Origin of the sequence: Massilia sp. TS11 (assembly GCF_022012445.1) — a bacterium.
Lineage (GTDB): Bacteria > Pseudomonadota > Gammaproteobacteria > Burkholderiales > Burkholderiaceae_D > Telluria.
This window is the reverse complement of record NZ_JAKLTS010000001.1, coordinates 195762-211190: the sequence shown is the minus strand read 5'-3', so window position 1 is coordinate 211190 and position 15429 is coordinate 195762. Positions and strand designations below refer to the sequence as shown.

The 15429-nt window shown below is 67.4% G+C and carries 10 protein-coding genes; 9 read left to right on the top strand and 1 reads right to left on the bottom strand.

Going from position 1 to position 15429, the window contains the following annotated elements; genetic code table 11:
• Positions 1 to 4 precede the first annotated feature (4 nt).
• Positions 5 to 1912 carry a phosphogluconate dehydratase gene (gene edd, locus LZ005_RS00945; protein WP_237803611.1) on the bottom strand — a complete coding sequence of 636 codons (1908 nt, stop codon included), beginning with the start codon at positions 1910 to 1912 and terminating at the stop codon, positions 5 to 7.
• 200 nt (positions 1913 to 2112) lie between these two features.
• Between edd and pgi the strand changes: the two genes are divergently transcribed.
• The 9 genes from pgi (at position 2113) to LZ005_RS00900 (ending at position 15425) form a co-directional block, all read left to right on the top strand.
• On the top strand, positions 2113 to 3756 hold the full coding sequence (pgi, locus tag LZ005_RS00940) for a glucose-6-phosphate isomerase (RefSeq protein ID WP_237803610.1): 1644 nt from the start codon (positions 2113 to 2115) through the stop codon (positions 3754 to 3756).
• A gap of 10 nt (positions 3757 to 3766) precedes the next feature.
• Complete coding sequence (locus LZ005_RS00935) at positions 3767 to 4657, top strand: SMP-30/gluconolactonase/LRE family protein (protein WP_237803609.1); 891 nt, start codon at positions 3767 to 3769, stop codon at positions 4655 to 4657.
• A 139-nt stretch (positions 4658 to 4796) separates the two neighbouring features.
• Positions 4797 to 6263: a glucose-6-phosphate dehydrogenase gene (gene zwf / locus LZ005_RS00930; RefSeq protein ID WP_237803608.1), complete on the top strand. Its 1467-nt coding sequence runs from the start codon at positions 4797 to 4799 to the stop codon at positions 6261 to 6263.
• Between the two features lie 9 nt (positions 6264 to 6272).
• A complete protein-coding gene (locus LZ005_RS00925; protein WP_237803607.1) occupies positions 6273 to 7127 on the top strand; it encodes an SIS domain-containing protein in 855 nt (284 codons plus the stop codon).
• A gap of 58 nt (positions 7128 to 7185) precedes the next feature.
• Positions 7186 to 8121: a transaldolase gene (tal, locus tag LZ005_RS00920; protein WP_237803606.1), complete on the top strand. Its 936-nt coding sequence runs from the start codon at positions 7186 to 7188 to the stop codon at positions 8119 to 8121.
• 200 nt (positions 8122 to 8321) lie between these two features.
• Positions 8322 to 9503, top strand: a complete 1182-nt coding sequence (locus tag LZ005_RS00915; protein ID WP_237803605.1) for an efflux RND transporter periplasmic adaptor subunit — start codon at positions 8322 to 8324, stop codon at positions 9501 to 9503.
• A 12-nt stretch (positions 9504 to 9515) separates the two neighbouring features.
• Complete coding sequence (locus tag LZ005_RS00910; protein ID WP_237803604.1) at positions 9516 to 12644, top strand: efflux RND transporter permease subunit; 3129 nt, start codon at positions 9516 to 9518, stop codon at positions 12642 to 12644.
• A 2-nt stretch (positions 12645 to 12646) separates the two neighbouring features.
• A complete protein-coding gene (locus LZ005_RS00905) occupies positions 12647 to 14026 on the top strand; it encodes an efflux transporter outer membrane subunit (protein WP_237803603.1) in 1380 nt (459 codons plus the stop codon).
• Between the two features lie 163 nt (positions 14027 to 14189).
• Positions 14190 to 15425, top strand: a complete 1236-nt coding sequence (locus LZ005_RS00900) for a CmpA/NrtA family ABC transporter substrate-binding protein (RefSeq protein WP_237803602.1) — start codon at positions 14190 to 14192, stop codon at positions 15423 to 15425.
• The last annotated feature ends 4 nt before the right edge of the window (positions 15426 to 15429 follow it).

Genomic DNA, 15429 nt, shown 5'->3' with positions numbered 1-15429 from the left:
TCCTTTATTTGAGAACGTCTTCATCGGAGCCGGGCATGGTGTTGCCAACCGTCGCGTCGGGCACATGCATCGGTTGGCTGGCGGGCAGCGGTGTGGGCAGGGCAAAGGTGGTGGCGCCCTCCTCGGCCGCGCTGATGGCGGCGCGGTAGAAGGCGAACAGCTCGCGCCCCATGCCGACGCCGTTGGCCGACAGATCGGCCGTGGCCTGGGCGCGCGCCTCCCATTCGGCGGCCGGGACCAGCGCCGCCAGCGTGCCGGTTTGGGCGCACACGCGCAGCAGATCGCCATCGCGCACGCGGCCGAGCGGACCGCCGGCCAGAATCTCGGGCGACACGTGGATCGCGGCCGGCACCTTGCCCGACGCGCCCGACATGCGGCCGTCGGTCACCAAGGCCACCTTGAAGCCGGCATCCTGCAGATTGGCCAGGGCCGGCGTCAGCGCGTGCAGTTCGGGCATGCCGTTCGCGCGCGGGCCCTGGAAGCGGATCACGGCGACGAAATCGCGCTCGAGCTGGCCGGCCTTGTAGGCGGCCATGAAAGCTTCCTGCGAATCGAAAGTGAGGGCCGGCGCTTCCACGCTGCGGTGCTCAGGCTTGACGGCCGAGACCTTCATCACGGCGCGCCCCAGATTGCCCTTGACCAGCACGATGCCGCCATCGGCCTGGAACGGCCGGCTGGCCGGACGCACGACGTTTTCGTCGGCCGCGGCCGCGGGCGCGGGACGGAACACCAGCTGCTCGCCCTCGAGGAAGGCCTCGGCGCAGTGGGCGCGCAGGCCGTGGCCGAGAATCGTGCGCACGTCCTCGTGCAGCAGGCCGGCGTCGAGCAGCTCGCGGATCACAAAGCCGGTGCCGCCGGCCGCATGGAAGTGGTTGATATCGGCTTCGCCATTCGGGTAGATGCGCGCCAGCATCGGCACCACGGCCGACAGGTCATTGAAGTCGTCCCAGTCGATCACGATGCCGGCCGCCTTGGCGATGGCGATCAGGTGCAGCGTATGGTTGGTCGAGCCGCCGGTGGCCAGCAAGCCGACCACGGCATTGACGATCGCCTTCTCGTCGACGATGTGGCCGACCGGCGTGTAGCTGCCGGCCTGTTCGGTCAGGGCCACGGCGCGCGCGCCGGCGGCCGCCGTCAGGGCGTCGCGCAGCGGCGTGTAGGGATTCACAAACGCTGCGCCCGGCAGGTGCAGGCCCATGATTTCCATCAGCAGCTGATTCGAGTTGGCGGTGCCGTAGAAGGTGCAGGTGCCGGCGCTGTGGTAGGAGGCGGACTCGCACTCGAGCAATTCTTCGCGCGTGGCCTTGCCCTGCGCGTAGAGCTGGCGCACGCGCGCCTTTTCCTTGTTCGACAGGCCGCTCGTCATCGGGCCGGCCGGCACGAACACGGCCGGCAGGTGGCCGAAATGCAGGGCGCCGATCAGCAGGCCCGGCACGATCTTGTCGCACACGCCGAGGTAGACGGCGGCGTCGAACATATTGTGTGACAGCGCGATGGCCGTGGCCTGGGCGATCGTGTCGCGCGAGAACAGCGACAGCTCCATGCCGGGCTGGCCCTGGGTCACGCCATCGCACATGGCCGGCGTGCCGCCCGCGAACTGGGCCACACCGCCTGCCGCGCGCACGGCCTCCTTGAGGATCGCCGGAAAGTGCTGGAAGGGCTGGTGGGCCGACAGCATGTCGTTGTAGGCCGAGACGATCGCCACCGAGGGCTTCTTCTGCTCGCGCAGGCTCAGCTTGTCGTTGGCGGGAAAGGCCGCAAAGCCGTGCGCCAGGTTGGTACACGACAGGGCGCCGCGCTGCACGCCCTGGCGGCGCGCCGCGTCGAGGTGATGCAGATAGGCCGCGCGGGTGGCGGCGCTGCGCTGGAGGATCCGCTGCGTGACGCGCGCGAGTTCGGGATGCAGTGCCATGAAAGAATCCTATGAACGGTGAATTTCTGAAATTTTACTACAGTATTTTGCCGAAATGGCGTCAATCCCCCACTTTTTCTGCACCCAACCACCCCGCTTTGGCCCAGTGCAGCCAAATTTTTGTAGTGAATTTACGTAATTTTGGAGTATAGTTGTCATGTTCCGCGCCCCGCAGGGCGCCCCATCTGCGAAAGACCCACATGCCTGCCCTCACTTCCCTGCCCGCCTACCAGGCCCTGGCGGCGCACGCCGAGACGGCCCGCCACTGGCAGCTGCGCGACTTGTTCGCCCAGGACCCGCAACGCTTTGAGCATATGCATCTGCAGGCCGCCGGCCTGTTCCTCGATTATTCGAAAAACCGGCTCGACGCCGAGACCCTGCGCCTGCTGCTGGCTCTGGCCGAAGCGCGCGATCTGGCATCGTGGCGCAATGCCATGCTGACCGGCGCACGCATCAACCATACCGAGCAGCGCGCCGTGCTGCACACGGCCCTGCGCCTGCCGCGCGGCACCCGCCTGGAAGTCGACGGCGAGGACGTGGTGGCCCAGGTGCATGGCGTGCTCGAGCATATGAAGCGCTTCAGTGACGAAGTGCGCAACGGCGCCTGGCGCGGCCACACCGACCAGGAGATCACGGACGTCGTCAACATCGGCATCGGCGGCTCCGACCTCGGCCCCAAGATGGCCTGCCTGGCCCTGCGCCACTACGCCCACCCGCGCCTGCGCATGCATTTCGTCTCGAATGTGGACGGGCACGACATCGAGGCCGTGCTGCAGCAGCTGAACCCGGAAACGACGCTGTTCATCGTCGCCTCGAAAACCTTCACCACGGCCGAGACGATGATGAACGCGCAGACCGCGCGCTCCTGGTTCATCCAGCAGTGCGGCGCCTTTGCGGACCTGAGCCGCCATTTCGTGGCCGTCTCCACCAATACCGCGGCCGTCAAAGCCTTTGGCATCGATCCGGCCAATATGTTCCCGTTCTGGGACTGGGTCGGCGGCCGCTATTCGCTGTGGTCGGCCATCGGCCTGCCGATCGCCCTGAGCGTTGGCTTCGCCTACTTCAGCGACCTGCTGGCCGGCGCGCATGCGATGGACCACCACTTCGCCACCGCGCCGCTGGCGCAGAACATGCCGGTGCTGCTCGGCCTGATCGGCTTCTGGAACCGCCAGTTCCTCGGCTGCAGCTCGCTCTCGATCGCGCCCTACCACCAGGACCTGAACCGCTTCCCCGCCTACCTGCAGCAGCTCGACATGGAAAGCAATGGCAAGCGCGTCACGCGCGACGGCAGCCCGGTCGACACGCCGACCTGCCCGGTCATCTGGGGCGAGTGCGGCACCAATGGCCAGCATGCTTATTTCCAGCTGCTGCACCAGGGCAGCGATCTGATTCCGATCGACTTCATCGCCAGCCTGCAGCCGGCCCATGAGCGCCAGCGCCATCACACGGCCCTGCTGGCCAACTGCTTCGCCCAGTCGGAAGCCTTCATGAAGGGCAAAACGGCCGACGAGGCGCGCGCCGAACTCGAAGCGGCCGGGCTCGACGCGGCCGAGGTCGCGCGCCTGCTGCCGCACAAGGTCTTCCCGGGCAACCGTCCAAGCAATACCATTCTGATGGACTACCTGACCCCGCCGGCCCTGGGCGCCCTGATCGCCCTGTACGAGCACAAGACCTTCGTCCAGGGCGTGCTGTGGGATGTGAACAGTTTCGACCAGTGGGGCGTGGAACTGGGCAAGGTGCTGGCCAAGGCCATCGAGGCCGAACTGAGCGGCGACGCCCATCCGGCCCTGCACGACAGCTCGACCAATGGTCTGGTGCAGCTCGCCAAGCGCGGCCTGCCATAAGGAGAACACGATGAGCGGTATTCAGGTCGCATGGCATGAAGCGATGAGCGTCGGCGAAAGCCCCCTCTGGCACCACGGCGAATCCAGCCTGTACTGGGTCGACATCAACCAGTGCCTGGTGCACCGCCTGCACCCGGCCAGCGGCCAGCACGCCAGCTGGCGCATGGACAGCGAGCCGTCCTCGCTGGCCATCGACGGCGGCGGCGGCCTGCTGGTGGCCACGCGCCAGGGCATCGTCCACCTCGACCCGGCCAGCGACGCCCGCCGCCTGCTGTATCCGGCCCTGTACGACACGGCCACCACGCGCTTTAACGATGGCAAGGTCGATCCGGCCGGGCGCTACTGGATCGGCACCATCTATGAGCCGCGCACCAGCCCGGCCGCCGAGATGTTCTGCCTCGACAAGGGCGAACTGCGCAAGGTCTGGAGCGGCGGCATGACCAATTCGAACGGCCTGGCCTTCGCGCCCGACGGCCGCACCATGTACCACGCCGACACCGCCAGCCACCGCATCGACTGCTATGACTTCGACGTCGCCAGCGGGCGCGTCGGCAAGGCGCGCGCCTTCCAGCTGTTCTCGGCCGACAAGCACGACCCGGCCTATGGCGGCCGCCCCGACGGCGCCACCATCGACAGCGAAGGCTGCTACTGGGTCGCCATGTTCGAAGGCGCGCGCGTGCTGCGCTTCGCCCCCGACGGCAAGCTGCTGCGCGAGATCCTGCTGCCGGTGCGCTGCCCGACCATGCTGGCCTTCGGCGGCGACGATCTGCGCACCCTGTATATCACCAGCGCCAGCCATGGCCGCCCGGCCACCGAGACGGCCAGCTACCCGCTCAATGGCCGCCTGCTGAGCATCCGGGTCGAGGTCGCCGGCCGCCCGGAGCCCGTGTACCAGGCCTGAACGCGCGCCGGCCGCGCGGGCGGCGGCGCATAATCGACGGCCCGCGGGCCGGTCTGCCAGAATTTCGTAGTAAATTTTCTTGCGCGATCAATTTTCGTGTAGTAAATTTACATTGACTAGCAAGGAGCCCTTTTCCCCTATGGCACTCAACGACTTTGACCTCGTCCTTTTCGGCGGTAGCGGCGACCTCGCCATGCGCAAACTGCTGCCCGCCATGTACGCGCGCGAGCTGGCCAGCGCCCTGCCCGCCACGGCGCGCATCGTCTGCGTCGGCCGGCACGAATGGAGCACCGAGGAATTTCTGGCCACGGTCGATGCGACCGCGCGCCCCCACGTCAAGAATTTCCAGACCGAGGTCTGGCAGCGTTTCGTCCAGCGCATCGTGTACGTGCCGCTGAACGCAACCGAATCGGCCAGCTACCAGGCGCTGGTGGCGGCCCTGCGCCACGACCCGCACATCACGCGCGTCTACTACCTGGCCACGCCGCCCCACCTGTTCGCCAAGATCTGCGACAACCTGGCCGCCAATGGCCTGGCGACGGCCAATTCGCGCGTGGTGCTGGAAAAACCGCTGGGGCGCGACCTGGCCTCGGCGCGCCAGATCAATGCCGAAGTGGGCAAGGTCTTCAGCGAATCGCAGATCTACCGGATCGACCACTACCTGGGCAAGGAAACCGTGCAGAACCTGCTGGCCCTGCGCTTCGGGAATATCCTGTTCGAGCCCCTGTGGCGGCGCGAGTACATCAGCGATGTGCAGATCACGATCGCCGAAAAGCTCGGCGTCGGCAACCGCCTCGGCTACTACGACACCTCGGGCGCCCTGCGCGACATGCTGCAGAACCACCTGCTGCAGCTGCTGTGCATCGTGGCGATGGAGCCGCCCGCCTCGATCGCGCCGGACGCCGTGCGCGACGAAAAGCTGCAGGTGCTGCGCTCGCTGCGCCGCTTCACCCCGACCACCCTGGCCCAGAACATCGTGCGCGGCCAGTACCGCGCCGGCCATGTGGACGGCCAGGCCGTGCCTGGCTACCGCGAGGAACCCGACGCCCCCGCCCATTCGCGCACCGAGACCTTCGTCGCAATGAAGGCCGAGATCGACACCTGGCGCTGGGCCGGCGTGCCCTTCTATCTGCGCACCGGCAAGCGCATGGCGGCCTCGCTGGCCGAGATCGTGGTGCGCTTCAAGCAGATTCCGCATTCGATCTTCCCGCAGCCGACCAATACCTTCCAGAACAACTGCCTGGTGATCCGCCTGCAGCCGGACGAGGGCCTGAAGCTGAACCTGATGGCCAAGACCCCGGGCGATTCGATGCGCCTGAAGCCGGCCGAACTCGAACTCGACTTCCGCGAGACCTTCAAGGCCCCGCGCATGGAAGCCTACGAGCGCCTGCTGTTCGACGTGCTGCGCGGCCAGCTGACCCTGTTCATGCGCGGCGACGAACTGGAAGCGGCCTGGGACTGGGTCGAGCCGATCCTGCACCACTGGGAGCAGGACGAGAGCGCGCCCATCCCCTACACCTCGGGCACCTGGGGCCCGGCCGCCTCGAGCGCGCTGATCGGCCGCGACGGCCTGCAGTGGCGCGAAGAAGCCCTGCCTGAGGACTAAGCCGGCGCCATGCTGCTCGATTCCATCCGCACCCAGCTCGACACCCTGTCCAAGTCCGAGAAGAAGGTGGCGCTGGCCGTGCTCGCCAATCCGGGCGCGACCGTGAACCAGAACATCACGGCCCTGGCCAAGGCCGCCCAGGTCTCGGAGCCGACCGTCGTGCGTTTTTGCCGCACCCTCGGCTACGACGGCTGGCACGAGTTCAAGCTCAAGCTGGCCCAGGGCCTGGCCCTGGCCCTGCCGGGCGCCTCCGACCAGCCGAGCCAGGACGACCTCGCCGTCGACCTGATCAGCAAGATCTGCAGCCGCTCGATCAATACCCTGCTCGACCTGCGCAATAATCTGCAGGCCGAGCCCGTGCAGAAGGCGCTCGACATCCTGTCGCGTGCCAACAAGATCGAGTTCTACGGCCAGGGCACGAGCGGCATCGTGGCGGCCGACGCCCAGCACAAGTTCTTCCGCTCGGGCGTGCCGACGGTCGCCTATGCCGACCCGCACATCCACTCGATCGCCGCCTCCCTGCTGCGCAAGGGCGACGCCTGCGTGGCCATCTCGCAGCGCGGCAATAACAGCGCGCTGGTGCGCTCGGTCAAGCTGGCGCGCCAGGGCGGCGCCGACGTGATCGTGCTGGCGCCCTCGGGCACGCCGCTGGCCGACATGGCCAGCGTGCTGATTCCGATCGACCTGGTGTTCAACATCGACCCCTATACGCCGATTTCGGCGCGCCTGGCCTATCTGGTCGTGATCGACGTGCTGGCCGTGGGCCTGGCCCTGCAGCGCGGGCCCGAGTTCCGCAAAAAGATGCAAAATGCACAAAAGGCGTTGCAAGAATTCGACATGCAGTTCGACTCGTTTATCGGATAATAGCTCCTCGCCCCCAAAACAACGGGGCGGTTCAGACCACTCATAACGATAAACCACCATGAACCAACTCGAACAGCTGAAACAGCATACGATCGTGGTCGCCGACACGGGGGACTTCCAGTCCATCAAGCAGTACAAGCCGCGCGATGCCACCACCAATCCTTCCCTGATCCTGAAGGCAGTCCAGAAACCCGAATACCAGCCGCTGCTGGAAAAAATCGTCAAGGACCACCCGGGCATCTCGACCGGCGAAGTCATCGACCGCCTGCTGGTGGCCTTCGGCATGGAGATCCTGAAGGTGATCCCGGGCCGCGTCTCGACCGAAGTCGACGCCCGCCTGTCGTTTGACACCCAGGCCACGGTCGACAAGGCGCGCGAGCTGATCACCTTCTATGAAGCCGAAGGCGCGGGGCGCGAGCGCGTGCTGATCAAGATCGCCTCGACCTGGGAAGGCATCAAGGCCGCCGAGGTGCTCGAGCGCGAAGGCATCAAGACCAATCTGACCCTGCTGTTCTCGCTGGCCCAGGCGATTGCCGCCGCCGAAGCGGGCGTGCAGCTGATTTCGCCCTTCGTCGGCCGCATCTACGACTGGTACAAGAAGCAGACCGGCACCGACTTCGAAGGCGCCACCGATCCCGGCGTGCAGTCGGTGCGGCGCATCTACAACCACTACCGCAAGTACGGCTATGGCACCGAGGTCATGGGCGCGAGCTTCCGCAACACCGGCCAGATTCTCGAGCTGGCCGGCTGCGACCTGCTGACCATCAGCCCCGATCTGCTGCAGAAGCTGCAGGACAGCACCGGCCCGGTCGAGCGCAAGCTCGGCGGCGAGACGGCGCCCGCCACTGCCCTCGAAAAGAACTCGGTCGACGAAAAGAGCTTCCGCTTCATGCTCAACGAAGACCCGATGGCGACCGAAAAACTGGCCGAGGGCATTCGCGCCTTCTGCGCCGATTCGGCCAAACTGCGCCAGATTATCTCGGCCATGCGCTGAGTCCTGAGCACGCGGACAAGGGGCGGTTGGACTAACCGCCCCTTTGCTTTTTGGGCGCGCGGAAACCAACGCGAGCCAAACACAATCTTGCCGATCACGCTACAATGCGGCGGCTCCCCTTGCGGTCGAGCCTGATCCCATATTTACTCCAGCCTGACGCCGTCCGCGGCCGTTCCGACTGAATCTTTTGAAAGAGCACCATGCGAGCTAGCCTTCGTCTCTTTTCCCTGCTTTTGCCCCTGCTGGTCAGCCTGAGCGCTTGCGGCGATAAAAACGCCGCTGCCCAGGGCGCGGGCGGCACCCCGCCGCCGCCCGCCGTTCCGGTGATCACGATCGCCGAAGGGCCGCTGGCGCTGAGCACGGAACTGCCGGGACGGATCGAGGCCCTGCGCGTGGCCCAGGTGCGCGCGCGTGCGCCGGGCATCGTGCTGCAGCGCGTGTTCACCGAAGGCAGCGACGTGAAGGCCGGCCAGGTGCTGTTTAAGATCGACCCGGCCGCCTTCCAGGCCAGCTTCGACAGCGCCAGCGCGGCCGTCGCCAAGGCCGAGGCCAACCTGGCCCAGGCCGAGCTCAAGGCCAAGCGCTACAAGCCCCTGCTCGAGGCCAGCGCCGTCAGCCAGCAGGAATACGACGACGCCGTCACGGCCCAGAAGCAGGCCGCGGCCGATCTGGCCACGGCGCGCGCGGCGCGCCAGAGCGCCAGCATCAACCTCGGCTACACGACGGTGACGGCGCCGATCGCCGGCCGCATCGGCCGCGCCCTGGTCACCGAGGGCGCCCTGGTCGGCCAGAACGAAGCCACGCCGATGGCCCTGGTCCAGCAGCTCGACCCCGTGTATGTGACGATCACCCAGCCGGCCACCGACCTGCTCAAGCTCAAGCGCGCCCTGGCCGCCGGCCAGCTCAAGAGCGCGGGCAAGGACCAGGCCAAGGTCAGCCTCGTGCTCGACAATGGCGAGGTGTATGGCCAGCCGGGCAAGCTGCTGTTCTCCGACATCAGCGTCGACGAGAGCTCGGGCGCCGTGACCGTGCGCGCCGAATTCCCCAACAAGAATATGGCCCTGCTGCCAGGCATGTATGTGCGCGCCCGCCTCGACACGGCCGTCAAGGACGCCGCCATCGTGGTGCCGCAGCAGGCCGTGCAGCGCGGGCCGGAAGGCGCCAGCGTGTTCGTGGTCGGCGCCGACAACAAGGTCGGCCAGCGCCCGGTCGTGGTCGATCAGGCCCAGGGCAATAACTGGGTGATCGCCAGCGGCCTCAAGGCCGGCGAGCGGATCGTGGTGGAAGGCTTCCAGAAGCTGCGCCCCGGCGCCCCGGTGCAGCCGGTGCCCTGGAAAGGTCCGGTCGGCGCTCCCGCCGCTGCGGCCGCCAGCGCACGCTAAGCGGGAGGACGCATGGCCAAATTCTTTATCGACCGCCCCGTCTTCGCCTGGGTGATCGCGCTGTTCATCCTGCTCGGCGGGGCGATCGCCGTCACCCTGCTGCCGGTGGCCCAGTATCCGACCATCGCCCCGCCCTCGATCGTGGTCACGGCCGCCTACCCGGGCGCGACCGCCCAGGTGGTCGACGACGCCGTCACCAGTATCATCGAACAGGAAATGAACGGGGCCGAAGGCCTGCTGTATGTCGAGTCGCAGAGCGATGCGGCCGGCAATGTCAGCATCACCGTCACCTTCCAGCCGGGCACCAATCCAGAACTGGCGGCTGTGGACGTGCAGAACCGCATCAAGCGGGTCGAGGCGCGCCTGCCCCAGGCCGTCATGCAGCAGGGGGTGCAGGTCAACAAGGCGCGCTCGAACATCCTGATGTTCGTCGGCCTGACCTCGAAGGACGGCCGGCTCGATCCGATCGCCCTCGGCGACTACCTGTCGCGTAACGTCGTCAATGAACTCAAGCGCATCCCCGGCGTCGGCCAGGCCGAACTGTTCGGCACCGAGCGCGCCATGCGCGTCTGGGTCGACCCGGCCAAACTGGTCGGCTACAAGCTGTCGATGGCGGACGTGAACAATGCGATCCGGGCCCAGAACCTGAATATCGCCTCCGGCACCCTGGGCGACCTGCCCGCCCCCGGCACCCAGCAGACCACGGCCCCGGTGGTGGTCACGGGCCAGCTGTCGACGCCCGAGGAATTCGCCCGCATCGTACTGCGCGCCAATCCGAACGGCGCGGCCGTGCGCCTGGGCGACGTCGCCCGCATCGACCTCGGCGGCCAGCGCTATGCGACCTTCGCCCGCCTCAACGGCCAGCCGTTCACGGCCGTGGCGGTCCAGCAGTCGCTGACCGGGAATGCCCTGGCCACGGCCACCGCCGTGCGCGCCAAGATGGACGAGCTGCAGAAATACTTCCCGCCCGGCGTCACCTACACGATCCCCTACGACACCTCGCTGTTCGTCAAGATCTCGATCGAGGAAGTGGTCAAGACCCTGTTCGAGGCCGTGGCCCTGGTCTTCCTGGTGATGTACGTGTTCCTGCAGAACATGCGCTACACCTTGATCCCGACCATCGTCGTGCCGGTCGCCCTGATGGGCACCTTCGCCGCCATGCAGGCCTTCGGCTTCTCGATCAATGTGCTGACCATGTTCGGCATGGTGCTGGCCATCGGCATCCTGGTCGACGACGCCATCGTGGTGGTCGAAAACGTCGAGCGCATCATGAGCGAGGAAGGCCTGCCCCCGCGCGAAGCCACGCGCAAGGCCATGGGCCAGATCACCGGCGCCATCGTCGGCATCACCCTGGTGCTGGTGGCCGTGTTCATTCCGATGGCCTTCTTCGGCGGCGCCGTCGGCGCCATCTACCGCCAGTTCTCGCTGTCGATGGTCTCGGCCATGCTGCTGTCGGCCCTGATGGCCCTGACCCTGACCCCGGCCCTGTGCGCGACCATCCTCAAGCCCGTCGAAAAAGGCCACCATGTGGAAAAGCGCGGCTTCTTCGGCTGGTTCAACCGCGGCTTCGCGCGCGGCGCCACCCGCTACCAGAGCACGGTGGCGCGCATCCTCACACGCACCGGCCGCTACATGCTGGCCTTCGGCGTGGTGCTGGTGGCCGTCGGCTGGCTGTACGCGCGCCTGCCCTCGTCCTTCCTGCCCAACGAAGACCAGGGCTATATCGTGACCAATGTGCAGCTGCCGCCGGGCGCCTCCAAGGCCCGCACCGACGCCGTGCTGGCCCAGGTCGAAGACTATTTCCGCAGCCAGCCGGCGGTCGCGCGCACGATCGCCGTGGCCGGCTTCTCCTTCTCCGGCAGCGGCCAGAACGCCGGTCTGGTGTTCGTGCCGCTCAAGGACTGGAGCGAGCGCGGCCCGGGCGAATCGGCCGAAGCCGTGGCCGGCAAGGCCTTCGGCGCGCTGTCGAAGATCACCGATGCGATCATCTTCCCGGTCTCGCCGCCGCCGATCCGCGAACTCGGTAACGCCACCGGCGTGTCGCTGCGTCTGCAGGACCGCGCCGGCCTCGGTCACGACGCCCTGATCGCCGCGCGCAACCAGCTGCTCGGCATGGCCGGCAAGAGCCCGATCCTGAAGGGCATGCGCCCGGAAGGCCTGGAAGACACGCCCCAGATCCAGCTCGACATCGACCGCGACAAAGCCGCCGCCCTCGGCGTGGCCTTCAGCGACATCGGCACGACGCTCGGCTCGACCCTCGGTTCGGCGTATATCAACGACTTCGCCAGCAGCGGACGCCAGCAGCGCGTGATGGTCCAGGCCGAGCCGAACCGCCGCCTGCAGCCGGACGACATCCTGCAGCTGCATGTGCGCGCCGCCAATGGCGCGATGGTGCCGATGGCCTCCTTCGCCAGCGTGCGCTGGATCCAGGGTCCGGTGCAGCTGGTGCGCTACAACGGCTATCCGGCCGTGCGCCTGTCGGGCGACGCCGCCCCTGGCTATTCGACCGGTGAGGCGATGCTGGAACTGGAGAAGCTGGCGGCCCAGCTGCCGCCGGGCTTCGGCATCGAATGGACCGGCACCTCGTTCGAGGAACGCACCTCGGGTTCGCAGGCCCCGGCCCTGTTCGCGCTGTCGCTGCTGGCCGTGTTCCTGGTGCTGGCGGCCCTGTACGAATCGACCTCGATTCCGGTGGCGGTACTGCTGGTGGTGCCGCTCGGCGTGCTCGGCGCCCTGCTCGGCGCTTCGCTGCGCGGCCTGCCCAATGACGTCTACTTCAAGGTCGGCCTGATCGCCATCATCGGCCTGTCGGCCAAGAACGCGATCCTGATCATCGAATTCGCCAAGGACCTGCAGGCCCAGGGCAAGGGACTGATCGAGGCCACGCTGGAAGCCGTGCACCTGCGCTTCCGCCCGATTCTGATGACCTCCTTCGCCTTCATCCTCGGCGTGCTGCCGCTGGTGATCGCCAGCGGGGCCGGGTCTGCCAGCCAACGCGCCATCGGCACCGGCGTCATGGGCGGCATGATCACGGCCACCGTGCTGGCCGTGTTCCTGGTGCCGGTGTTCTTCGTTGTGATCCGCCGTATCTTCAAAGGCAGCGAGCGCCAGCGCAAACTGGCCGCCCACGAACTGGATTGACCATGACCGCATTCCGACTCTCTCCGCTCGTCCTGGCCCTCGGCCTGGCCGCCTGCTCGCTGGCCCCGACTTATGAACGGCCGGCGGCCCCGGTGGCGGCCAGCTATCCGGCTGGCGCCAGCGCGGCCGGCGCCGCCGCCGCGGCCCTGGCCTGGCGCGACTTCTTCACCGACGCCCGCCTGCAGACCCTGATCGCGACCGCCCTCGAACAGAACCGCGACCTGCGCACGGCCGCCCTGCGCATCGAGGAGGCGCGCGCCCTGTACCGCATCCAGCGCGCCGACCAGATCCCGAATCTGAGCGCCAGCGCCGATATGCAGCGCGGCCGCACGCCGCAGATGCTCAGCGCCAGCGGCGCCAGCACGGTCGGCAAGCGCTACGACGCCGGCCTGGCCGTACCCGCGTTTGAACTCGACTTCTTCGGCCGCGTGCGCAGTCTGAGCGAGGCCGCCCTGGCCACCTATCTGGCCAGCGAGGAGGCGCGCAAGGCCGCCCAGATCAGTCTGGTGGCCGAAGTGGCGCGCGCCTGGTACACGGAACGCGCCTACGCCGAGCAGCTGGCCCTGGCCACGCGCAGCTTCGAAGCGCGCAGCAAGACCTATGCGCTGGTTCAGCGCCGGCTCGAAGTCGGCGCCTCCTCGCGCCTCGAGCTGCGCCAGCAGGAGACGCTGCTGGAAGCGGCGCGCAGCGCCATGCTGACCCTGACGCGCCAGCGTGCCCAGGCCGAAAACGCCCTGGCCGTGCTGGTCGGCCAGCCGCTGCCGGCCGCCGGCAGCGCCCCGGTACAGGACGTGCTGCCGGCCCTGGCCGCCGGCCTGCCCTCCGACCTGCTGGCCCAGCGCCCCGACATCCTGGCCGCCGAACAGCGCCTCAAGGCCGCCAATGCGAATATCGGCGCGGCCCGCGCCGCCTTCTTCCCGCGCATCAGCCTGACCGCGGCGCTCGGCTCGTCCAGCCCCAGCCTGGACGGCCTGTTCGATGCCGGCACGCGCAGCTGGAGCTTCGTGCCCCAGCTGACCCAGCCGATCTTCGACGCCGGCCGCCTGAGCGCCAATGCCGATCTGGCCACGGTGCGCAAGCAGATCGCCGTGGCCGACTACGAGAAGACGATCCAGGTCGCCTTCCGCGAAGTGGCCGACGCCCTGGCCGCGCGCGACACGGCCGGCGCCCAGCTCAGCTCCCAGGAAGCGGCGCGCGCCGCCTCGGCCGAGCGCCTCAAGCTGCTCCAGCTGCGCCAGACCAATGGCGTGGCCAGCTCGCTCGACATCCTCGATGCCGAGCGCGAGCTGTTCAGCGCCGAGCAGGCCGTGGTGCAGGCGCGTCTGCAGCGCAGCGGCAGCGCCATCGACCTGTACAAGGCCCTGGGCGGCGGTCTGAAATAGCCCGCCGGCGGGCCGCTCCCACGCTCCGCGCTTGTGCAGTGCACCAGCGCGGTGCTGAAAACGGGGGTGGCGCGCCGCTTTTCCCCGTCCAGACAGCTGGCACGGCACTTGCAAAGTCTTCGTCCGAGGGCCAGCCGGCCCAGCCACCCGAGACGAGGACCCCATGAGCAGTGACAGTGCATTCCACCCTTCCCGCCGCCGCATCCTGAAGGCCGGCGCCGCCTCCGTCACCGGACTGCTGTCCGGCGCCGCGTATGCCGGCGGCTCCGACAAGCCCGAGAAAGAAGAAGTCAAGGTCGGCTTCATTCCGCTGACCGACTGCGCCTCCGTGGTCATGGCCTCGGTGCTGGGCTTCGATAAAAAATACGGCATCAAGATCGTTCCCTCGAAAGAGGCGTCGTGGGCGGCCGTGCGCGACAAACTGGTCAACGGCGAACTCGATGCGGCCCATGTGCTGTATGGCCTGATCTACGGCGTCCAGATGGGCATCGGCGGTCCGAAGAAAGACATGGCCGTGCTGATGAACCTGAACCACAACGGCCAGGCCATCACCCTGTCGAAGAAGCTGGCCGACAAGGGCGCCGTCGATGGCGCCTCGCTGGCGAAGCTGATGAAGACCGAGAAGCGCGAGTACACCTTCGCCCAGACCTTCCCGACCGGGACCCACGCGATGTGGCTCTACTACTGGCTGGCCACGTATGGCATCCATCCGCTGCAGGACGCCAAGGCGATCACCGTGCCGCCGCCGCAGATGGTGGCCAATATGCGGGTCGGGAATATGGACGGCTTCTGCGTGGGCGAACCCTGGAACCACCGCGCCATCGTCGACGGCATCGGCATCACGGCCGCCACCACCCAGGACATCTGGAAGGACCATCCCGAGAAGACCCTAGGCACCAGCCTCGAATGGGTGAAGAAGTATCCGAATACGGCGCGCGCTCTGGTTGCGGCCATCCTCGAAGCCGGACGCTGGATCGACGCCGGCCTGTCGAACAAGGCCAAGATGGCCGAGACCATCGCCGACAAGGCCTATGTGAATACCTCGGTCGACGTGATCAACCAGCGCATCCTCGGACGCTACCAGAACGGTCTGGGCAAAACCTGGGACGATCCCAACCACATGAAGTTCTTCAACGACGGCGCCGTCAACTTCCCCTATCTGTCGGACGGCATGTGGTTCATGACCCAGCATAAGCGCTGGGGCCTGCTCAAGAGCGAGCCCGATTATCTGGCCACCGCCAGCGCGGTCAACCAGATCGCCCTGTACAAGGAAGCGGCGGCGCTGGCCAAGGTCAGCGTGCCCAAGTCGCCGCTGCGCAGCGTGAAGATGATCGACGGGACCGTGTGGGACGCCAAGGACCCCAAGGCCTACGCCGCCAGCTTCAAACTCAAGGCCTGAGGAG

What these genes read in the sequence shown, in the direction of transcription:
- LZ005_RS00935 (WP_237803609.1), top strand. Translation starts at nt 3,767, where the DNA reads ATGAGCGGTATTCAGGTCGCATGGCATGAAGCGATGAGCGTCGGCGAA.
- LZ005_RS00900 (WP_237803602.1), top strand. Translation starts at nt 14,190, where the DNA reads ATGAGCAGTGACAGTGCATTCCACCCTTCCCGCCGCCGCATCCTGAAG.
- LZ005_RS00910 (WP_237803604.1), top strand. Translation starts at nt 9,516, where the DNA reads ATGGCCAAATTCTTTATCGACCGCCCCGTCTTCGCCTGGGTGATCGCG.
- tal (WP_237803606.1), top strand. Translation starts at nt 7,186, where the DNA reads ATGAACCAACTCGAACAGCTGAAACAGCATACGATCGTGGTCGCCGAC.
- LZ005_RS00915 (WP_237803605.1), top strand. Translation starts at nt 8,322, where the DNA reads ATGCGAGCTAGCCTTCGTCTCTTTTCCCTGCTTTTGCCCCTGCTGGTC.
- pgi (WP_237803610.1), top strand. Translation starts at nt 2,113, where the DNA reads ATGCCTGCCCTCACTTCCCTGCCCGCCTACCAGGCCCTGGCGGCGCAC.
- zwf (WP_237803608.1), top strand. Translation starts at nt 4,797, where the DNA reads ATGGCACTCAACGACTTTGACCTCGTCCTTTTCGGCGGTAGCGGCGAC.
- LZ005_RS00905 (WP_237803603.1), top strand. Translation starts at nt 12,647, where the DNA reads ATGACCGCATTCCGACTCTCTCCGCTCGTCCTGGCCCTCGGCCTGGCC.
- LZ005_RS00925 (WP_237803607.1), top strand. Translation starts at nt 6,273, where the DNA reads ATGCTGCTCGATTCCATCCGCACCCAGCTCGACACCCTGTCCAAGTCC.
- edd (WP_237803611.1), bottom strand. Translation starts at nt 1,912, where the DNA reads ATGGCACTGCATCCCGAACTCGCGCGCGTCACGCAGCGGATCCTCCAG.